This is a genomic window from Butyrivibrio sp. M55 (assembly GCF_900116865.1).
In the GTDB taxonomy this organism is placed as follows: Bacteria; Bacillota; Clostridia; order Lachnospirales; family Lachnospiraceae; genus Butyrivibrio.
Genome location: NZ_FPCD01000001.1, coordinates 123,438 through 141,407, shown reverse-complemented (window position 1 = coordinate 141,407; position 17,970 = coordinate 123,438). Strand labels below are relative to the sequence as shown.

Genomic DNA, 17,970 nt, shown 5'->3' with positions numbered 1-17,970 from the left:
TTTTCGTCAACCCCTTTAATAAATTATTATCAATTTGCTGCCACCTTAACCTGCTTGGACAGATGATGAAGCGCTTTTTCCTCATACATTCTGCTGTCAACAAATTCCATGAAATCTTTGCCGTGCATTTCCATTTCTTTACTGTAAACGGCAATACCCGCACTCACTGAAAGATCCATTTTACCACGGTTGCTCCACTCAAAATCTTCAACAAGTTTTTTAACCTGATGAATTCTCTTTTCAATCTCGAGTTCATCGGTCGTATGAGTTATAATACAGAACTCGTCTCCGCCATATCTTCCGACTACGTCCTTCTTGTCAAATGTGTTAAGAAGAATAGCCGCGATACCCTCAAGAACCTCATCTCCGACCTTATGTCCAAAGTTGTCGTTTATGAGCTTGAAGTAGTCAATATCGATCATGACCGCACAGAAAGGATTCTCGGCACTGTCGGCCATAGCCCTTCGAAGCGCGGCATCTATTCCTCTTCTGTTCACGGTACCCGTCAGGTAATCCATATGGATATCTCTTCTCTGAACATAGATAAAGAGAACCATAAACGCGAACACAGAAGATGCGTAGGCGAAATTGATATACGGAATAAAATACTGCAGAAATTCTCCCGTGACTACAATAACCGGAAGAGCCTGTATCGGAGCCACGTACCATTTGTGAATGTAGCTCTTATATACAGTTATAAACGCGAAAATTATCGCACATGACATGATCTGCATAAAAAGTCTTAACATATACAAACTTCCCCTCTCATAACCCGTCTTATAGCTTATATAAAACCATCCTTTTGACAGATGCGCATCGAGAGCGACAAGTATGCAGTTAAAGATCGCATAGATCATAATAGGGTTAATATATGCGTTTCGGCCGTTCCTGTCATCGGCGGTAACGAAACTGTCAATATATTTAATTGCAAACAGGAAGCTGAACGGATCCAGGGCATATATCAGATAATTGGACAGCTTCGAAAGGAATATGAAGTTTCCGTCTGAAAGACTTGCAACGTCTCTCATAGCGGAAACCCCGACCAAGATGGCCAGTATTCCGATCAACCTGATATAAGCTACACTGGAATGTGACTTTCTGCCCCTCTCCTGGAAGAACAGTAACATAAGAGACAGAAACAATGTGTAGACATTAATCACTAAATCCCCTAAGAACGCCATATCCATAGCAAATCCCCCTATTAGTTTAAGAAAAAAACCATGAAACACATGCCACAATTTCCTAAACAAAACCCTTATACATTTTTACTACGGGGGTCTATTTTTTTCAAGACGTCTTAGTCATAATACACAAATGTCAGTGTAAGATTTGCGAGTATTGGTGCAGTTTTATGCATATTTTATAAAAATTCTCTAAACAAAAACAGTAGATATTATAAAATTGCATCAATTTTAGTCCCGACCATCGATTGCATTGTCTATATTTTCAGAAAGCCAGGAAATCCACTCATCAAAGCCCTCACCTGTCTTCGCGCATATAGGAATTATCTTGGCTTTGGGATTTCTCATCAAAACGTATTCTTTGCATTTTTCGAGGTCAAAATTAAAATATGGCATGACATCGATCTTATTGATCAAAACCACGTCGCATATAGAAAACATCAGCGGATACTTAAGAGGTTTATCGTCTCCCTCAGGTACAGAGAGGATCATGGCATTCTTGGTACTTCCGGTATCAAACTCCGCGGGACATACAAGATTTCCGACATTCTCAAGTATAGCAAAATCAACATCTTCTACTCCGAGAGCATTGATACCCTGCCTTGTCATGTCGGCATCAAGATGGCACATTCCGCCGGTATGGAGCTGGATTGCTTTTACGCCCGTCTCCTGTATCTTAAGTGCGTCAACGTCTGAATCTATATCGGCTTCCATAACGCCAATGCGGTATTTATCTTTAAGTTTGGCTATTGTCTGTGAAAGAGTCGTTGTTTTTCCTGCCCCCGGAGATGACATGAGATTCAAAAGAAATGTCTTGCTTCTTTTTAACTCTTCTCTTAACTTGTTCGCATCCTCGTCGTTACTCTCAAAAATACTTCTTTTAAGATCTATAATTCTTACATTTCCCATAAAATAAAACCTCCGTTTTTTAATTTTAAATTATGAAAATAGATTTTTCTTTCTCTGAATCATTTCATCAATCTGCGACATGTAGAGTTTAACATCTTTAACATTATCACATCTCTCTATCCTGCCGTCATATCCGTACACTCTCTTTGTTACGGTTCCCGCACCAAGTGCAACAATTGACTGAACTTCTTCATTAATAAGTATATTGTAGATTCCCGCTTTTCCCGGACGCGCATAACCCGTATTCTCAAAATTACCGCTTATATTTTTCTGCCTATACAGATAATACGGTGTAAGCCCCATGGAAAGTGCTCCCTCGGATGCAATCTTCATCATCTCTTCGGTATTTTGTATAGATGAAAAGACATCTCCTTTTAGTTCACCTTTTAACTCTTTTTGCTTCAGAACTTCGGCAAGCTTGGATCCTCTTTTGATCGCAAGAGAATGAACCGTAAGGTCGTCGGGATCAAGCTTTTTTATCTCATCCATAGTATATCTGACATCATCTGCAGTTTCATAAGGAAGCCCAAGGATGATATCCATGTTAATATTATCAAAACCTTCTTCTCTTGCCATATTATAGGCATCGATAAGCTGGCTTACAGTATGCCTTCTTCCGATGAGCTCAAGTGTCTTATCCCTCATAGTCTGGGGATTTACGGAAATTCTTGTAACGCCCATCTTTTTCATGGTCGCAAGTTTTTCTCTTGTTATCGAATCAGGGCGCCCCGACTCAACCGTAAGCTCTTTTACCTTTGACACATCAAGCTTATCGTAAACATATCCAAGGAGCCTCTCTATCTGCTCAGGAAGAAGCGTTGTGGGCGTTCCTCCTCCGACATAAATCGTATCAAGTGTCTTTCCTTTGAAATTCTCAGCCACATAATCAATCTCTTTCATTATGCACTTAAGATAATCATCAACTATATTCGCATACGAGCATATCGGATATGACGTAAACGAGCAGTAAAGACATGTTGTCGGGCAAAAAGGAATACCGATGTAAAGACTGTAACCGTTGTCATAATCGATATTTTTTAATATCTCTTTTTCCCTGTGTGCAATCGAAAGACTGAGCGCAGTTTTCTCATCGCTCGTATAATAATTGTCTTTCATATACATAAATATATCCTCATCGCTCATATTCTGCTCGATGAGGTTCATAACAATTCTGGTCGGCCTTATACCCGTAAGATTCCCCCACGGGAGCTCTTTTTTGGTTTCAAGACTAAGGAGCCTGTATATATTCTTTTTAAGATCGTTCTTCGAAACGGAAACATCTATATTATAGATCTTATCGCCTTCTTCAGCCTCGTAATTTCCATCGGGAGAAACAATGACTTTAACATTCTCCTCAGGAAAAAAAGCTTTAAAAAGCGAATGTATATCATATCCGTATTTATCTTCGGGAATAATTATCTTGATCATATTATGCATAAGGATTGTACTCTTTTTCATGTCCGATACTGGTCATCTCTCCGTGTCCCGGATAAACGATCGTTTCATCCGGAAGGATAAATAACTTTTCTCGTATAGACCTTACAAGCTCGCTTGTAGAACTCGTAGGAAAATCGGTTCTTCCGACCGATTCTTCGAATAATGTATCTCCGCTAATAAGTACATTATCATCTTCAAAGTGATAGCAACATCCGCCCGATGTATGACCGGGTGTAGCGATAAGCTTGCAGGAAAGTCCCGCAGCTTCAATAACATCGCCATCTTTATATGTAATATCAGGCTTAACGCCAAAATTACTGCCAAAAGAAACAGAAAGGTTGAGATGAGGATCGCTGCATATAGCAGCTTCCTTCTCATAACATCCAACCTTTGCACCCGTAAGCTCTTTAAGCTCAGGGATTCCCATTATATGGTCAAAATGACCATGGGTTAAAAGAATCAGATCAACAACAATATCATTTTTCGAAAGTTCGTCATAAATCCTCTCACCGGCGTCCGCAGGGTCAAAAACGATAGCATGCTTTTTGCCGTTTTCATCGGTATTATCCGCATCAAAAATAAAATAGCAGTTTGTAGCCACCATTCCCAGAGTCAAAACTCCGACTTGTATATTATGCTTACTCATCAACCCGTAGTCCTTTCGATGTCAATTACGCTTTCGATCATTCTGATCTTATCGACAATGCCGCGAAGCTGTCCTCTCGAAGAAACCTTGAAAGACATCTCCATTGTGGCAAGTCCCTGTTTACTTGTTCTTGTATTCATTGAAATGATATCAATATCTTTTTCCGTAAGCGCCCTGGAAATATCGGCCAGAAGACCGTTTCTGTTATTGGCAAATATCTTGATAGTCGCAACATACTTGCCACCGCTCTGGGAATCAGACTGCCACTTCGCTTCAATAAGCCTTGTCTTGTCCTCTTCCTGCATCTTAATAACATTTACACAGTCTCTTCTGTGAATCGATACTCCGCGGCCTCTTGTTACAAAACCGCATATCTCATCGCCTGGAACAGGATTGCAGCACTTTGAAAATCTGACCGCAACATCATGAACACCCTTAACGATGATGGCATTATCGGAACTTGAAACCTGAGGCGTGATATTCGACTCGGCAACTGCAGCAAGAACCTCTTCATCAGTCATGTTGCGCTTGTGATCCTTTTCACCAAGCTCAAGCATCTTGTTGATGATCTGGCCCTCTTTAAGTCCGCCGTGTCCAACAGCCGCAAGAACGGCATTCCAATCATGGAATCCGTATTTATTTATTACTATAGCCTGGAATTCAGGCTTGGATATTGCAAAAAGATCTATTCCCTTACTCTTACAATACTCGATGAGAAGGTCTCTTCCTTTTGCGATATTCTCTTCCTTAAGTTCATTTCTGAACCACTGATTGATCTTGTTTTTGGTTGAAGTAGCCTTGGCAATGGCGAGCCAGTCTCTGCTGGGTCCCCTTGAATTCTGGCTGGTTATAACCTCAACTCTGTCGCCGTTCTGAATCTTATAATCAATCGGAACGAGCTTGCCGTTGACCTTGGCACCGATCATCTTATTACCTACAGCGGAATGAACGCTGTACGCAAAGTCAATAGGTGTAGAGCCTGCCGGCAGATTCTTAACTTCTCCCGTAGGAGTAAAGCAATAAACATCCTCTGAAAAGAGATTAAGATCACTCTTCAAGAGATTCATAAACTCCTGGTTGTCAGACATGTCCTGTTGCCATTCCAAGATCTGACGAAGCCATGTGAGCTTCTCCTCTTCGCCGTTTTCAGCTTTTTTGCCATCCGAAGCTTCTTTATACTTCCAGTGCGCAGCGATACCGTATTCAGCGGCTCTGTGCATATCATAAGTTCTTATCTGAATTTCGAAAGGCTGTCCCGTCTGACCGATAAGTGTCGTATGAAGCGACTGATACATGTTAGGCTTGGGCATTGCGATGTAATCTTTAAATCTACCGGGAATCGGCTTATACATCTCATGAATGACACCAAGTGCCGCATAACAATCCTTAACGGTTCCGACAATGATCCTTATTGCGAAAAGATCGTATATCTGATCGAGAGTCTTGTTCTGATTGCGCATTTTCTTATAGATACTGAAAAAATGCTTAACTCTTCCGTTTACTTCTCCGGAAATACCGGCGTCTGCAATAGCCTCTCTTACCTTAACGCAAATATCCTCAACATACTTTTCTCTCTCGTTTTTTCTGATCGCAACCTTTTCAACGAGATCGTAATAGATGTCGGGCTTAAGATATTTGAGCGAAAGATCATCAAGTTCAACCTTGATACGGCTGATACCAAGTCTTCCGGCTATAGGCGAATAAATATCAAGAGTCTCCTGCGCTATCCTCGACTGCTTCTCAGGCGGCATATGCTCAAGCGTGCGCATATTATGAAGTCTGTCCGCAAGCTTGATAAGAATGACTCTGATATCCTTTGCCATAGCAAGGAACATCTTACGCAGGTTCTGAGCCTGCATATCGATCTGCTCCTGAGTCTTGTTACCCATGTCGCTGTTGGCATGAAGCTGCAAAGCGGTCAGCTTTGTAACACCGTCAACCAAGAGCGCAACATCGGCTCCAAAACTCTCTTCTATCTGCTCTTTGGTAAGTATGGTATCTTCAACGACGTCATGAAGCAGGCCCGCAGCTATAGTCTCTTTGTCCATTTCAAGATCTGCCAAAATTATGGCAACACAAAGAGGGTGAATTATATATGGTTCACCCGATTTTCTAAGCTGCTCCTTATGAGCCTCAGCCGCTTCCTGATACGCCTTTTCAATTAGAGTAATGTCGTCGGACGGATGGTATTTTCTTACCCTCGCAATAAGTCCTTCATATAGTTTGTCAGGCGATTGGAATTCCTCAATGGCTTCAATTTTTCCATCATCGAAGTCCTGTGGCATGCAAATTACTTCCCTTCGTAGCTTATTGCAGAATCAAGTCTGTATTTACTGAGTCTCTCTCTGCCCTTTAATCCCTTAAGTTCCATGAGAACAAGGATTCCTGCAACTTCACCGCCAAGCTTCTCAACGAGCTTGATCATAGCCTCGATTGTTCCACCTGTAGCCATAAGATCGTCTACCAAAAGAACCTTCTGTCCGGGCTTGATAGCATCCTTATGAAGTTCAAGTACAGCCTTTCCATACTCAAGATCATATTCAACTTCAATAGTCTCGCAAGGAAGTTTTCCTTTTTTACGAACAGGAACAAGTCCCTTTCCTCTTGCATATGCAATGGGTGCACTGAAAATGAATCCTCTTGACTCAGCGCCCAAAACAACATCAAAATCAAGATCCTTTACAAGGTCCATCATCTCATCGATGGCAAGCTTGAATCCGTCGGGATCCTGAAGTACCGATGTAATATCTCTGAACATGATACCTTCTTCAGGGAAATTGGGAATAGTTCTGACGTAATCTTTTAATTCTTTCATTGAATAGTCCTCTCTGAAATATGCACCAAACGTGCGTTATCACATAAAAATAATTTTTCAACTTAAAATTATATCACAAATTGCGGCTTTCCGCGAATATTGTTTAATCTTGCACAGGCTGTTTGCAGTGTTCATGGACTCCCAAATGGCAGGAAGGTATATATTTAAACTGTTCCATCGCTTGTTTTCATGGCCTTCCAAAAATGTCACAAAAATTCTATCGGCTCAAAACTCCGGTCGACTTCTACGAAGTCGGCCGTCAAACAGTGAGCCTCAAAGCAGAATTTTTGTGACATTTCCGGAAACCTCATGAAAAACTAAGCTCTCTCACAATGTTTAAATATATACCTTCCTGTTATTTGGGAGTTTAATGAACATCTGAAAAGCTGTGCATGCTAAGCATTAGAAGATGAATTATATTCATTCAAAGATATAGCTTGTCCTTTTTTAGCCTTTACCATCCGTATTATGCTATCATCTTTACTTTTAATTACAGTTGCAGAACTATCCCATCCAATTATCTCAATATCTGCCAACGGATGTTGCATAGGATATGATTCATCCCATATTTCATTATTAGATTCAGCATATGGTAGTTTATATTTCATAACTTCCTCTTTAGATATATTCTGAGGTATTGCAGATAATACACCCCAGATAAGCTGAAAATTCTCTATATCCAATACATTCTTCAGATCTACACTGGATATAAAAACCGCTTTCCCAGAAAATAACTTTGCCAGTTTTTCGTCTTGTGGGTAACATTCATATCCTGAAATAAGCCATTTATACTTCTTATATAAATCTCCTATTGTATTAAGTATGTCCTTTATATCCGTATAATAATTTTCACCCTTGTTAATTACTATTCCTAACATTATCTACATCCCCAGCTAAACCACAAGGAGAAAAAAAACAAATCAACATTTCAAAATATTACTGTTTCCCCTCAACCAGCTCTTTAAATTTGCCAATTATAAATGATAATTTTGTATTATCTCCTACACCTGTAAATTTTCCATTTTTTACTTCACACTTGACCCAGTCATCATCAGAATTATCAATATCTATCATATTAAAAATCTTTTTTTCGCAATCAGTTTCCATAATATCGATTTCAACATGCCATCCTGGATTATCAATTGTTTGAATTTTAATACCATAATATTCTTCCCAATCACCATTGCAATTGCTTTTATACCATTCTTCAAGCCATATAAAACTGTTCACTTTATTATCCTCGATAATCTAGATTTTGAGGATGCAGCCAATAATATTGAAGGCTACATCCTCTTTAATTGCCAAATGAAACTTCGGGATCAATTACATATTCCAATTTATCTAACGAAATATTATCAGCATTAATTGTTGAACCATCCGCTGAAAATATTTCTAATTCATCCAAATATCCTTCAATCACATGAAGCATAAACACAATCGGTGCATATTCTTTCTGAAATGCTCTCATCTCAACAGGAACTCTCACAGAATGAGGATATTTATCACCTTGAAGATTTGAAAACTTAATTGTGATAATTCCCTCCTCGTACAACGTTGTAATCACTGATTTTTCTGCTTGTTTTACTAAAATATTTTTATCCATAAAATTCGCTTCAAACATGCAATTGAGCAAATTATTTTCTAATTCTTTAAGTTTATGCATAATCCCATTAACACTTATAAACAAAAATCCATTCTATTGGTGCTTCCAATTCATCCCAATCATCACAGTCATCCATATCACCTAATTCAAAGCAAAGTCCTTTGACGCCTGAAATTTCATATTCATCATTCTCATTCTCATAATCACCAAAATCATTTTTTATTTCTTTCATGGTTGTACCAATATGAACAGACTTATAACTCCCTATAAATCCATCTGTTACGCCAATCTGCCGTAATGAACCATCTACATCAAACCAAAGCTTGTAGTTATCAAAAGTATAAATAGAAAAACCATCTTCTCTTTCCCAAACAGTATATTTGTCCTCGATTTGAGAAAGAAGTTCTTCCTTCATTGCTCCAATTCTTAAGCTTCCAATTCTTATACCTGGTTCAATTTCACCTATAATCAACATTATTGTACCCTTTCTAAATCTTTAAATCCGCCTAGATCATTGCCTTCATAAAAATCTATTATTTGATTTGTTTCTTTATTTATTATCAACTGTTTTCCATCATGTCGTATAATTATTTGTCTTTGCCCTGCTTGACTCCCCCTAGAATCATTCCATGTTCCTTCATATATTTCAGCTTCCTCACGGTTCTGTTCAAGAAAATCTCGTGCGCCTTGTTCGTACTCTTTTTTACTGGAATACCCCATATCACGGCCATGCTTGTTGTAATGTTTGCCTTGCTGATACATTTTTTCCTCTGAAACAACTACCAACTTACCATAATCACTATTAGAATAATCCAATCCATCTTCATTTCCTTGAATAGTCGTTATCTTTGGTTTATCTTCTTCTGCCGGAGTCTTCGGGAATATTTCACGACCTAACTCTTTTTCTTCCACATCCCCAGACGGAATATCAGTTACCGAGGGCTTCTGTGGCACTGGAGTTGGTTTTTCAATTATAGGTTTATTGTCTTCCTGTGGCGGAATATCAATAATATGACCATTTTCCTCTTTGGGTTTAGGAGTAACAAATTGTTCAATATCACCTGCATGTTCAGCGGCAAAATTTATCACACCAACAATAATTATAGCAAACATGAGGAGAACTCCATAGGGTCCTAATTGCATCGCCCATCTTTCAAGTTGTTGCATAATATCTTGCAACACTAAAGTATCCACAGACATCATTGAAGCCGCACATTTCTGTACAACAATCTTGTCTTTATCCGTCTTGCAATTAAGCAGTGTCAACTCTGCCGCCTGTGCAATTTCATCCTTACCAACAACTGTTTTCAAGCTGCATTTAACTTTTAATAGCTTAGCCCATTTTTTAATTTCATTATCTGAGCTTATTGAATTATTCAATGATGATTGAATACCTGCAGTACTCATAAGCTTCGCAGCCATCTGCGCTACCGGAGTCATTGTAATCTTTTTGACATCGGGATTATAAACCGTCATTCCATTAAGAGCGTTCATCGTAGCTTTGGTATCTGTCTCAATATCATACATGTACCTATCAAGCTCGGAGTTCTTTAAATATGCCTTGGTTTCCTCGTCAAACTCCTCGAACGATCTCATGCATTTATTCATAAACCCGCTGTAGCCGCAAAGATCCTCAAAGCCATACTTTGCTCTGTCATAGCTTATAGTAGTTATATAACCAAACCGATCAAATCTATCACGTATTTCACGAGACAAGCGTTCAAGCTGCATTGCTTTATCTTCAAAACTCTCGTGTTGCATTGAAAAAAATCTTTTATTTTCTTCAAGCACATCCATGTCTATCTTGGCGTTTGGCGAAGAATCGACTATATCCCTGAATGCATCCTGCGTTTCATTAAACTTTCTTCTTAGCTTATTAAGCACTCTGACTTGTTCCTTGATAAGCTTCCCCTGTCCTTTGTATACAAACTCTTTTGAAGCATTAGCAGCTTCTCCCCGATATGTGTTGTTACTGTTGTATACAGAATACTCATTTTCAAGCATCTCTGCTCTGACAGTATAATTACTCACAGCATGACTAATACTGTCACAAAGCTCGGTCATTTTCCGAGCATCATATCTTTTCCCCATACCTTTCCTCTAACCTTTATTCAATAACCCGATTCATCTTGCGCCGCTTCGAGGCTTGATAATTCGCTTTCATAATCCTCAATCTTTTCATGTAATCTTTCGATTATATTCTGAACATCAGATATAAAATCGGAAGCAAGATTCTGACCGGCAGCTATGCTGCAGACAATATCATTTCTACGATCCTCAGCCTCAGTTTCAAGCTTCCCTTCCCAACTTCCGGCTGATGAAATATTAAATCTTTTAATAGGTTCCTCATTATCACTTCGTATTTCTGCCCGAACATCATTTACAAATGCACACGCTTCCTCAAGCTCAGAGATATATCCTCTGTATTCATCTATCTTATCCCTGAGATATTCCATTCTATCGTGATTACTCATACTTTTCTTTTATTGCCTCCCGCTGATTCAACTACAATACTCTTACTGAGGGTATCATCAACTGTAATCATACTATCGCGAAGCTTTGAAAGCGCACACGGTAAAGCCTCTGATGCTTCAGTTCTATGAAGGTCCGTCATTTTGTATGCTTCTTGTAAAAGAGAATGCAATTCTCTTCCAACGTCTGTATCATCCAAGAAATCTGCTTTCAAAAGCGGCTCAGTCTTCAGTATGCACGCCGAAGCAGCTCCCCTTATATCATCAACAATACCGGTAAATATATTGGTATCCATAAATACTTCTTTTTCTGCCATATGCTCGCCTCTATGTTTCTAATATATTAATTTCAATACATATTATTTAACATGATATCATGTTAATTATGCCTGTATCAAGAATTCTTGCGTACTATTTTGTTTTTACAAAAATTCACATATAAAATAAACGAAGCAACAACGCGTATTTCCACCTTGCCAAAAGGCTTTTTCGATTGTATAATCTCTTTTGTGTGAATTTTATAACTCACATGTGCTGGAATAGCGCAGTTGGTAGCGCAACTGATTCGTAATCAGTAGGTCGAGGGTTCAAGTCCCTTTTCCAGCTCTAAATTAAAAAAACCAGCAATCATCTACTTTTGAGATGATTGCTGGTTTTAATTATAAGTTTTCTTAACACCCATACCATTATCCCATCTATTTCCGTTTGGGAATAATAATATAATCAACTTTAGGTTCAATTTCTAAAATATAATGCTTTTCTATTCCGCAATCCTTAAGAGATTTTACCTCTCTTTCTCCATCCTCGTTAATATATGTGCACTTACAATCATAACTATCCAGATAATCATACTGTTCTTTTGGTAAATATATATAAGTTGTTCCGGAAGACGCATCAACAGAATATACATCCACACCTTCTATCCCAATATCCTCTTCGCTTATTCCCTGTTCTTTAATTACATCATCCGATACTTTTTCGATACATGTATCAGTCCCGTCACATTTTCCATACAAAAAGCCATATGCCTCTTTTAATTTAACTTTTAAATATTCCGAAGTACCTTCTGCATCTACTTTTGCATACTCATCAAGAAGCGGAAGGTAACCGTACGCACCCTCACTAGATACCGTATCTTTGTAATTATTCAACTCTGGAAAATCAAAATAGCCTGCATAATTTAAAGATTTGGCAATACTATAATCATCTTCAGACAAATAATCTAATATAACTATATTTGAAGCATTCATATCCTTGGCTAGTGGCTTCAAATCGATTTTTTCGATATCCAAGCCTACAGTGCTTATAAAAAGATCACTTCCCACTTCATTTAGAAAACTATCAAGATTAGTACCATCATAATATTTTGAATAATCAGAATTTATACAATACCAACTTTCTACCCACAATGGTTCACATCCCAAATAAGAGGATATTCTCTCATTAACAGCCTCGCGTATCTCCTCAGCCTGATAATCATCTTTCCCATCAGTTGTCTTTTTTTCACCACTTATATAAACCCAAAATTCTTTTCCCTCATAACGCATTTTAACCTTTACGTTATTTTCCCAATACATTTTAAACCAATACCAATAGTGAATCCTTTCTGTATAGATAACTTCCGGTTTAAAACCATATTTCTCCTGAACATAGTTAACAGCATTATTGCGCCCTATTTTTTTAGTATTCCAGTCGCCCAAGCGACAGCAAATACCATAGATAAGATATATAGCAATGATAATAGCCGGAATACTTATAATTAATATTAATATCTCATTATTCTTTTTCACTCTATGAACACCTTCAAATCCCAACAATTCTTTTTTCAGATTATCTCAATCAAAAAGGTTGTTATGCCATTTTACCACATACCACTCAAAAAAACAGAAGAGCCCATCCGCAGATAAGCTCTTCCCTAACACAAAACATCCAATATCACGCCTTATTTCTTTTTACTTTTCGACGAACCCGAAGTCTTTCCACGTTTCGACTTTGACTTTGAAGAAGACGAAATACTCTTTATCGCTTCCTTCGAAACAATATCACAGATTCGCTCTTCCTCTATCTTCTCGTACTTCTCTTCGATTGCACGCTCTTGCTCAGCGAGTTCTTTCTCATACTTGAGTTTAAGTTTATTGAGAAGGATTTTCTCTTCCTCGTTCTGCTTTTCTTTCAAAGCCTCGATCTTTTCTTTGCGCTCCTGCTCCTTCTTAATTTCTTCTTCCTCTTTTATCGCACGGATTTTCTTTTCCTGCTCGGAATAAGGAACGTAGCTGAAAATCGCAAGTGTAACAGGTGCAAGTTTAAGTTTCAAAGAATAATCTCTTCCGTCAACTTCTTTTCTGACAGCTGCAAGCTTGCCTTCGTTAAGCAGTCCGCTTCCGCCGTAAGAAATGTCGTCACTGTTAAAGACCTCCGTATATCTTCCGTCAGCGGGAACACCAACCTCAATCTCTCTCTCGATTCCGGCCATATTGGCAACAACGATAAGCATCTCTTTTTCATCGGAACTCTTCCTTGCAAAAGAGATCATGCACTCATCGGCCGCCATATTGTTTATCCACTCAAAGCCGTCGTTTGAGCTGTCCGCCTCGTGAAGAGCAGATTTTTCTTTGTATATCTCATTCAGCCTGCCAAGCATATTTTCAATATAAACCGCCTGGTCAATTGTAAGCGCATCGGGCTCCATGTAAATGTGCTTTCTACCGGGATGCACCATCATATAACTGAGCGCAAGTCGTAAATTTGCAAGCTTCTGATACGAATCTCCGGGCATCATATAATACAGCCCCTCAAGCCCCTTCTCAAGTTCCTCATGTGTAAACGCAAGGACAAATCTCTCAGTGTAGCAATAGATCATGCTGAATGTCAGCTCATCGTGATGTCCCGCCCTAAACAGCGGATCGTTTCTCATATAACTGAGGAAATCCCTGGTCCAGCCGTTGTTCCACTTATAATCAAAGCCAAGGCCGCCGTTCTCAACAGAATCGGTAACCTGAGGCCAGCACGCAGTCTCTTTGGTGATCAAAAGAACTCCCGGATTATTCTTATGCACATTCTCCGTCAGCTGCTTAAGAAACTCAAGCGCCTCCAGATTCTCGTTTCCGCCGTAAATATTCGGCATCCACTCGCCGGGCTTTCTGTCATAATCAAGATAAAGAATCCTTGAGATATCCGAAGTTCTGAGACCGTCCACATGATAGTTCTCAATCCAGAAAAGAGCATTCGAAATAAGGAAATTCGTAACTTCTTTCCTTCCGTAGTCAAAAATAAGATCACCCGACTTAGGACGGATGCCCACTCTCGGATCCTCATATTCATACAGAGTTTTTCCGTCAAAATCACTCAGCCCAAACGATGCCTTCGGGAAAAATGTCGGAACCCAGTCAAGAATTACCCTGATTCCTTCGTTATGCATCGTATTTACAAAGTTCATGAAATCTTCCGCAGTACCGTTTGACTCATCAAGCGCATAGAAATTAAGAATATGATAAAAATGCTCCGGCACATGCTTCATTACAGGCATAAGCTCAACCGTATCAAAGCCGTGATTTTTTACATATTCCAATATATCCGCCGTAATCTCTTTAAATCCAGTCTTGCCGTTATGTCTGTCCGCAAACGCCTCTATAGAGATCTCGCAGATAGAAAGAGAACTCATATCCTTATCAAACTTTCTGCGCTGCGTCATCCACTTCTGATCCGTCCACGCAATAGATCTCGGCTTATTAATTACAGAAATAATACCGTTTTCACCCTTCGACTCAGTCGCATAAGGATCGGGTCTCTTAAACACAAGACCACTTCTTGTCTTTATCTCGAACTGATAGCCGTCATTTTCTTTTGCTCCCGGGATAAATATCTCAAAAATACCGATAGGATCGAGCCTTCGCATCTGGCAAAGACGTCCGTCCCAATTATTGAAATCTCCGATAACACTCACCCTGGCTGCAGAAGGTGCCCAGACAGCAAACTGCGTTCCGTTCACACCTCCGCGCCTCATCGGATGAGCTCCGAGTTTTTCATAGATATGATAATGAATTCCGCTTCCAAACTTGATAAAATCTTCGCGCTCAAGAAGCGGTTCGAAAGAATACGGATCTACAACGGTAGTCTCGCTACCGCCAACACCCTTAATGATAAATTTGTATTTTAACTTCTCAACATAAGGAACAATCGCAGCATAGAATCCCGCCTCATCGGCAAGTTCCATCTCATACGACTTCTTATGATTGTCGACATACACGCTTACAGATACAGCATCCGGAAAAAAAGCCTGAACAAGATAATTGGAACCCACCTTATGTGCTCCAAGTATTCTGTGAGGATTATCTCCGTCAGAGTAGATAATTTCCTCAATCTCCGGCCAATTCATCATCTTGTACAATTTACTGTTCACTGTGATGCCCTCCAAATCAAATACAATCTAAATACAATCTGAATATAACCTTTATTTAGTTAATTGTACCATTAATTGCACGATTTGCTCAGACAATTTTAAATAGCATGTATAAATAATCCGCTGAGAAGCTTTGGTTCAAACCATGTTGACTTTGGAGGCATAAGTCTTTCCGCGTCCGCAACGTCAAACAGTTCAGCGATTGATGTCGGATACATCGAAAACGCAAGCTTCATATCCTTGTGACATCTGTCCTCAAGCTCTTTAAGTCCTCTTATTCCGCCAACGAAATCAATTCTCTTATCCGTCCTCGGATCACCGATTCCAAGAATAGGAGAAAGAACCTCGTTCTGCAAAAGAGATACATCAAGGCCTTCAACCGCATCGCTCTTTTTAATATGCTCTTTTGCAACAAGCTTGTACCAGTTATCTTCAAGGAAAAGTCCAAACTCACCCTTGCATGAAGGCTTAACCGCGCCAGAAGCTTTTTCGATATCAAACACATCTTCAAGCTTACCAAGGAACTCGTCGGCCGTAAGTCCGTTAAGATCCTTTACGACTCTGTTATAGTCCATGATCATAAGCTCATTGTCAGGGAAAAGAACTGAGAGGAAATAATCATACTGCTGCTTCCCCTTTACCTTACCGGCGTTCTCTTCTCTCTTTTTAAGCCCAACCTTGACCGCAGAAGCACATCTGTGATGTCCATCCGCAATATAGATACTGTCTATTGTTGCAAACACTCTGCAAATTGTCTCGGTCTCTTCAAGATCTGAAATGATCCACACTCTGTTTTTTACACCGTCATCAGATGTGAAATCATAAACAGGTTCATCAACTTCCTTGATCTTGTCTACAAGGTCGCTAAGCATCTTGTTATTTCTGTAGCACAAAAAGATAGGTCCTGTCTGCGCTTCACAGGTATAAACATGCTTGATCCTGTCTTCTTCTTTTTCAGCCCTGGTATTCTCGTGCTTCTTGATAACATTGTTCAGATAATCATCAATAGATGCACATGCAACAATACCTGTCTGTGTTCTGCCATTCATTGTCTGCTCATAAATGTAATAGCAGTTAGTTTCGTCCTGTTCAAAGACGCCGCTTTCAATCTGCCCCCAGAGCATATCATGTGCCTTCTGATACACTTCCGGAGCATACATATCGTAGTCCTCAGCGAACTGAGTTTCCGGTCTGTCTATAGCAAGAAATGAATCGGGATTCTTTTTTACCTCTTCATAAGCTTCTTTCCTGCTAAAAACATCATAGGGAAGAGCCGAAACTCTTCCCACATTATCCTTTGTTGGTCTATACGCTTTAAAAGGTTTGATGTCTGCCATAATTATGCTTCCTTCTTTACAACTCTGACTCTGATAACACCGTCAATCTTTTCCATCTTCTTGATAAGTGCATCTGTTATCTTGTCTTCAAGGTCAATAAGAGTATAAGCAAAATCACCCTTTGACTTATTAGTCATATCTGAAATATTATAACCAGCCTCGCCGAGTACTGTTGTAAACTGACTGATCATATTTGCTACGTTCTTGTGGAAGATAGCAATTCTGGGCTTTGTTGCAATTCCCATATCACATCCGGGATAGTTAACAGAGTTATTGATGTTACCGTTCTCAAGGTAATCCTTAAGCTCAAGTACAGCCTTAACCGCACAGTTATCCTCAGACTCCTCTGTAGATGCTCCAAGGTGAGGGATAACGATACATCCGTCGTGACCTGATGTTGTAGGGTTCGGGAAGTCCGTTACATACTTGCGGATCTTACCTGAATTGATTCCTGCAAGAACATCAACTTCGTTGCATAGAATATCTCTTGCAAGGTTGATAATGATAACACCCTTCTTCATCTTAGCGATCGCTTCGGCATTGATCATTCCCTTTGTTGAATCAAGCGCAGGAACATGAACTGTGATGATGTCGCACTTTGAATAGATATCATCAACATTTGTTACGTGCTTAACGTCAGATGAAAGTCTCCAAGCAGCGTCGATTGAAAGATAAGGATCGTATCCGTAAACATCCATACCAAGCTGTCTTGCGGCATTCGCAACTCTTACACCGATAGCTCCGAGTCCGATGATACCAAGCTTCTTACCAAAGATCTCAGTTCCTGCGAACTTCTTCTTTGACTTCTCTGTGAGCTTTGCAATGTCAGGATCGCCTGCATTGGCCTTAACCCACTCTGTTCCGCCGATGATATCTCTTGATGCGATAAGCATTGCAGCAAGAACCATCTCCTTAACACCGTTAGCGTTTGCACCGGGAGTGTTGAATACAACGATACCCTTCTCAGCACATCTGTCGAGAGGAATATTGTTTACACCGGCACCTGCTCTTGCGATAGCAAGAAGGTTGTCTGAAAACTCCATCTCAAGCATGTTGGCACTTCTTACAAGAATGCCTTCTGCATCATCAACATTGTCTACTGTCTGATACTCATCTGTGAAATTATTAAGACCGATCTTTGCAATCGGGTTCATGCATTTATACTTGTACAT

General features: G+C 39.6%; 17 protein-coding genes and 1 tRNA gene. 1 reads left to right on the top strand and 17 read right to left on the bottom strand.

Features of this window, described 5'->3' with window-relative positions; all coding sequences use genetic code 11:
- Positions 1 to 29 precede the first annotated feature (29 nt).
- From BM398_RS00635 to BM398_RS00575, 13 genes are all read right to left on the bottom strand, one after another.
- Positions 30 to 1,187 (bottom strand): GGDEF domain-containing protein, encoded by a 1,158-nt coding sequence (locus BM398_RS00635; RefSeq protein ID WP_092335998.1) that lies wholly within the window; start codon positions 1,185 to 1,187, stop codon positions 30 to 32.
- A gap of 225 nt (positions 1,188 to 1,412) precedes the next feature.
- Complete coding sequence (gene hypB / locus BM398_RS00630) at positions 1,413 to 2,090, bottom strand: hydrogenase nickel incorporation protein HypB (protein ID WP_092335997.1); 678 nt, start codon at positions 2,088 to 2,090, stop codon at positions 1,413 to 1,415.
- 30 nt (positions 2,091 to 2,120) lie between these two features.
- Positions 2,121 to 3,518, bottom strand: coding sequence for a coproporphyrinogen dehydrogenase HemZ (gene hemZ / locus BM398_RS00625; RefSeq protein ID WP_092336245.1), 1,398 nt, complete (start codon positions 3,516 to 3,518; stop codon positions 2,121 to 2,123).
- 1 nt (position 3,519) lies between these two features.
- Entirely contained in the window at positions 3,520 to 4,173 is a 654-nt protein-coding gene (locus BM398_RS00620; RefSeq protein ID WP_092335996.1) for an MBL fold metallo-hydrolase, read from the bottom strand.
- Complete coding sequence (locus BM398_RS00615) at positions 4,173 to 6,458, bottom strand: RelA/SpoT family protein (RefSeq protein WP_092335995.1); 2,286 nt, start codon at positions 6,456 to 6,458, stop codon at positions 4,173 to 4,175. The genes BM398_RS00620 and BM398_RS00615 overlap by 1 nt, the downstream gene beginning before the upstream one ends.
- A gap of 5 nt (positions 6,459 to 6,463) precedes the next feature.
- Positions 6,464 to 6,988 (bottom strand): adenine phosphoribosyltransferase, encoded by a 525-nt coding sequence (locus BM398_RS00610; protein WP_026654721.1) that lies wholly within the window; start codon positions 6,986 to 6,988, stop codon positions 6,464 to 6,466.
- Between the two features lie 395 nt (positions 6,989 to 7,383).
- Positions 7,384 to 7,866 carry a DUF2691 family protein gene (locus tag BM398_RS00605; RefSeq protein WP_092335994.1) on the bottom strand — a complete coding sequence of 161 codons (483 nt, stop codon included), beginning with the start codon at positions 7,864 to 7,866 and terminating at the stop codon, positions 7,384 to 7,386.
- A gap of 58 nt (positions 7,867 to 7,924) precedes the next feature.
- Positions 7,925 to 8,218, bottom strand: a complete 294-nt coding sequence (locus tag BM398_RS00600) for an immunity 53 family protein (RefSeq protein WP_092335993.1) — start codon at positions 8,216 to 8,218, stop codon at positions 7,925 to 7,927.
- A gap of 64 nt (positions 8,219 to 8,282) precedes the next feature.
- Complete coding sequence (locus BM398_RS00595; RefSeq protein ID WP_139233773.1) at positions 8,283 to 8,591, bottom strand: hypothetical protein; 309 nt, start codon at positions 8,589 to 8,591, stop codon at positions 8,283 to 8,285.
- A 67-nt stretch (positions 8,592 to 8,658) separates the two neighbouring features.
- Positions 8,659 to 9,066, bottom strand: coding sequence for a hypothetical protein (locus BM398_RS00590; protein WP_092335991.1), 408 nt, complete (start codon positions 9,064 to 9,066; stop codon positions 8,659 to 8,661).
- Positions 9,066 to 10,682 carry a T7SS effector LXG polymorphic toxin gene (locus BM398_RS00585; RefSeq protein WP_092335990.1) on the bottom strand — a complete coding sequence of 539 codons (1,617 nt, stop codon included), beginning with the start codon at positions 10,680 to 10,682 and terminating at the stop codon, positions 9,066 to 9,068. Before BM398_RS00585 ends, BM398_RS00590 begins: the two co-directional genes overlap by 1 nt.
- Before the next feature lie 20 nt (positions 10,683 to 10,702).
- The gene (locus BM398_RS00580; protein ID WP_092335989.1) at positions 10,703 to 11,065 is read right to left on the bottom strand and encodes a DUF5082 domain-containing protein; all 363 of its coding nucleotides are present in this window, start codon (positions 11,063 to 11,065) and stop codon (positions 10,703 to 10,705) included.
- A complete protein-coding gene (locus tag BM398_RS00575) occupies positions 11,062 to 11,379 on the bottom strand; it encodes a hypothetical protein (protein WP_092335988.1) in 318 nt (105 codons plus the stop codon). Before BM398_RS00575 ends, BM398_RS00580 begins: the two co-directional genes overlap by 4 nt.
- A 216-nt stretch (positions 11,380 to 11,595) precedes the next feature.
- Between BM398_RS00575 and BM398_RS00570 the strand changes: the two genes are divergently transcribed.
- Positions 11,596 to 11,668 (top strand) — tRNA-Thr (locus tag BM398_RS00570).
- Between the two features lie 89 nt (positions 11,669 to 11,757).
- Here BM398_RS00570 and BM398_RS00565 read toward each other — a convergent pair.
- The 4 genes from BM398_RS00565 to BM398_RS00550 all read right to left on the bottom strand — a co-directional run bounded on the left by BM398_RS00565 (position 11,758) and on the right by BM398_RS00550 (position 17,970).
- Positions 11,758 to 12,852 carry a hypothetical protein gene (locus tag BM398_RS00565; protein ID WP_092335987.1) on the bottom strand — a complete coding sequence of 365 codons (1,095 nt, stop codon included), beginning with the start codon at positions 12,850 to 12,852 and terminating at the stop codon, positions 11,758 to 11,760.
- 152 nt (positions 12,853 to 13,004) lie between these two features.
- Complete coding sequence (gene glgB, locus BM398_RS00560; RefSeq protein WP_092335986.1) at positions 13,005 to 15,461, bottom strand: 1,4-alpha-glucan branching protein GlgB; 2,457 nt, start codon at positions 15,459 to 15,461, stop codon at positions 13,005 to 13,007.
- A gap of 98 nt (positions 15,462 to 15,559) precedes the next feature.
- Entirely contained in the window at positions 15,560 to 16,798 is a 1,239-nt protein-coding gene (locus BM398_RS00555; RefSeq protein ID WP_092335985.1) for a DUF1015 domain-containing protein, read from the bottom strand.
- 2 nt (positions 16,799 to 16,800) lie between these two features.
- Positions 16,801 to 17,970, bottom strand: a complete 1,170-nt coding sequence (locus tag BM398_RS00550; RefSeq protein ID WP_092335984.1) for a phosphoglycerate dehydrogenase — start codon at positions 17,968 to 17,970, stop codon at positions 16,801 to 16,803.

Bases quoted from the DNA above. Each gene is read 5' to 3' on its own strand.
- BM398_RS00555 (WP_092335985.1), bottom strand. From the start codon at position 16,798: ATGGCAGACATCAAACCTTTTAAAGCGTATAGACCAACAAAGGATAAT.
- BM398_RS00635 (WP_092335998.1), bottom strand. From the start codon at position 1,187: ATGGATATGGCGTTCTTAGGGGATTTAGTGATTAATGTCTACACATTG.
- BM398_RS00575 (WP_092335988.1), bottom strand. From the start codon at position 11,379: ATGGCAGAAAAAGAAGTATTTATGGATACCAATATATTTACCGGTATT.
- BM398_RS00605 (WP_092335994.1), bottom strand. From the start codon at position 7,866: ATGTTAGGAATAGTAATTAACAAGGGTGAAAATTATTATACGGATATA.
- BM398_RS00615 (WP_092335995.1), bottom strand. From the start codon at position 6,458: ATGCCACAGGACTTCGATGATGGAAAAATTGAAGCCATTGAGGAATTC.
- BM398_RS00580 (WP_092335989.1), bottom strand. From the start codon at position 11,065: ATGAGTAATCACGATAGAATGGAATATCTCAGGGATAAGATAGATGAA.
- BM398_RS00610 (WP_026654721.1), bottom strand. From the start codon at position 6,988: ATGAAAGAATTAAAAGATTACGTCAGAACTATTCCCAATTTCCCTGAA.
- BM398_RS00620 (WP_092335996.1), bottom strand. From the start codon at position 4,173: ATGAGTAAGCATAATATACAAGTCGGAGTTTTGACTCTGGGAATGGTG.
- BM398_RS00550 (WP_092335984.1), bottom strand. From the start codon at position 17,970: ATGTACAAGTATAAATGCATGAACCCGATTGCAAAGATCGGTCTTAAT.
- hemZ (WP_092336245.1), bottom strand. From the start codon at position 3,518: ATGATCAAGATAATTATTCCCGAAGATAAATACGGATATGATATACAT.
- BM398_RS00585 (WP_092335990.1), bottom strand. From the start codon at position 10,682: ATGGGGAAAAGATATGATGCTCGGAAAATGACCGAGCTTTGTGACAGT.
- BM398_RS00595 (WP_139233773.1), bottom strand. From the start codon at position 8,591: ATGGATAAAAATATTTTAGTAAAACAAGCAGAAAAATCAGTGATTACA.
- BM398_RS00590 (WP_092335991.1), bottom strand. From the start codon at position 9,066: ATGTTGATTATAGGTGAAATTGAACCAGGTATAAGAATTGGAAGCTTA.
- hypB (WP_092335997.1), bottom strand. From the start codon at position 2,090: ATGGGAAATGTAAGAATTATAGATCTTAAAAGAAGTATTTTTGAGAGT.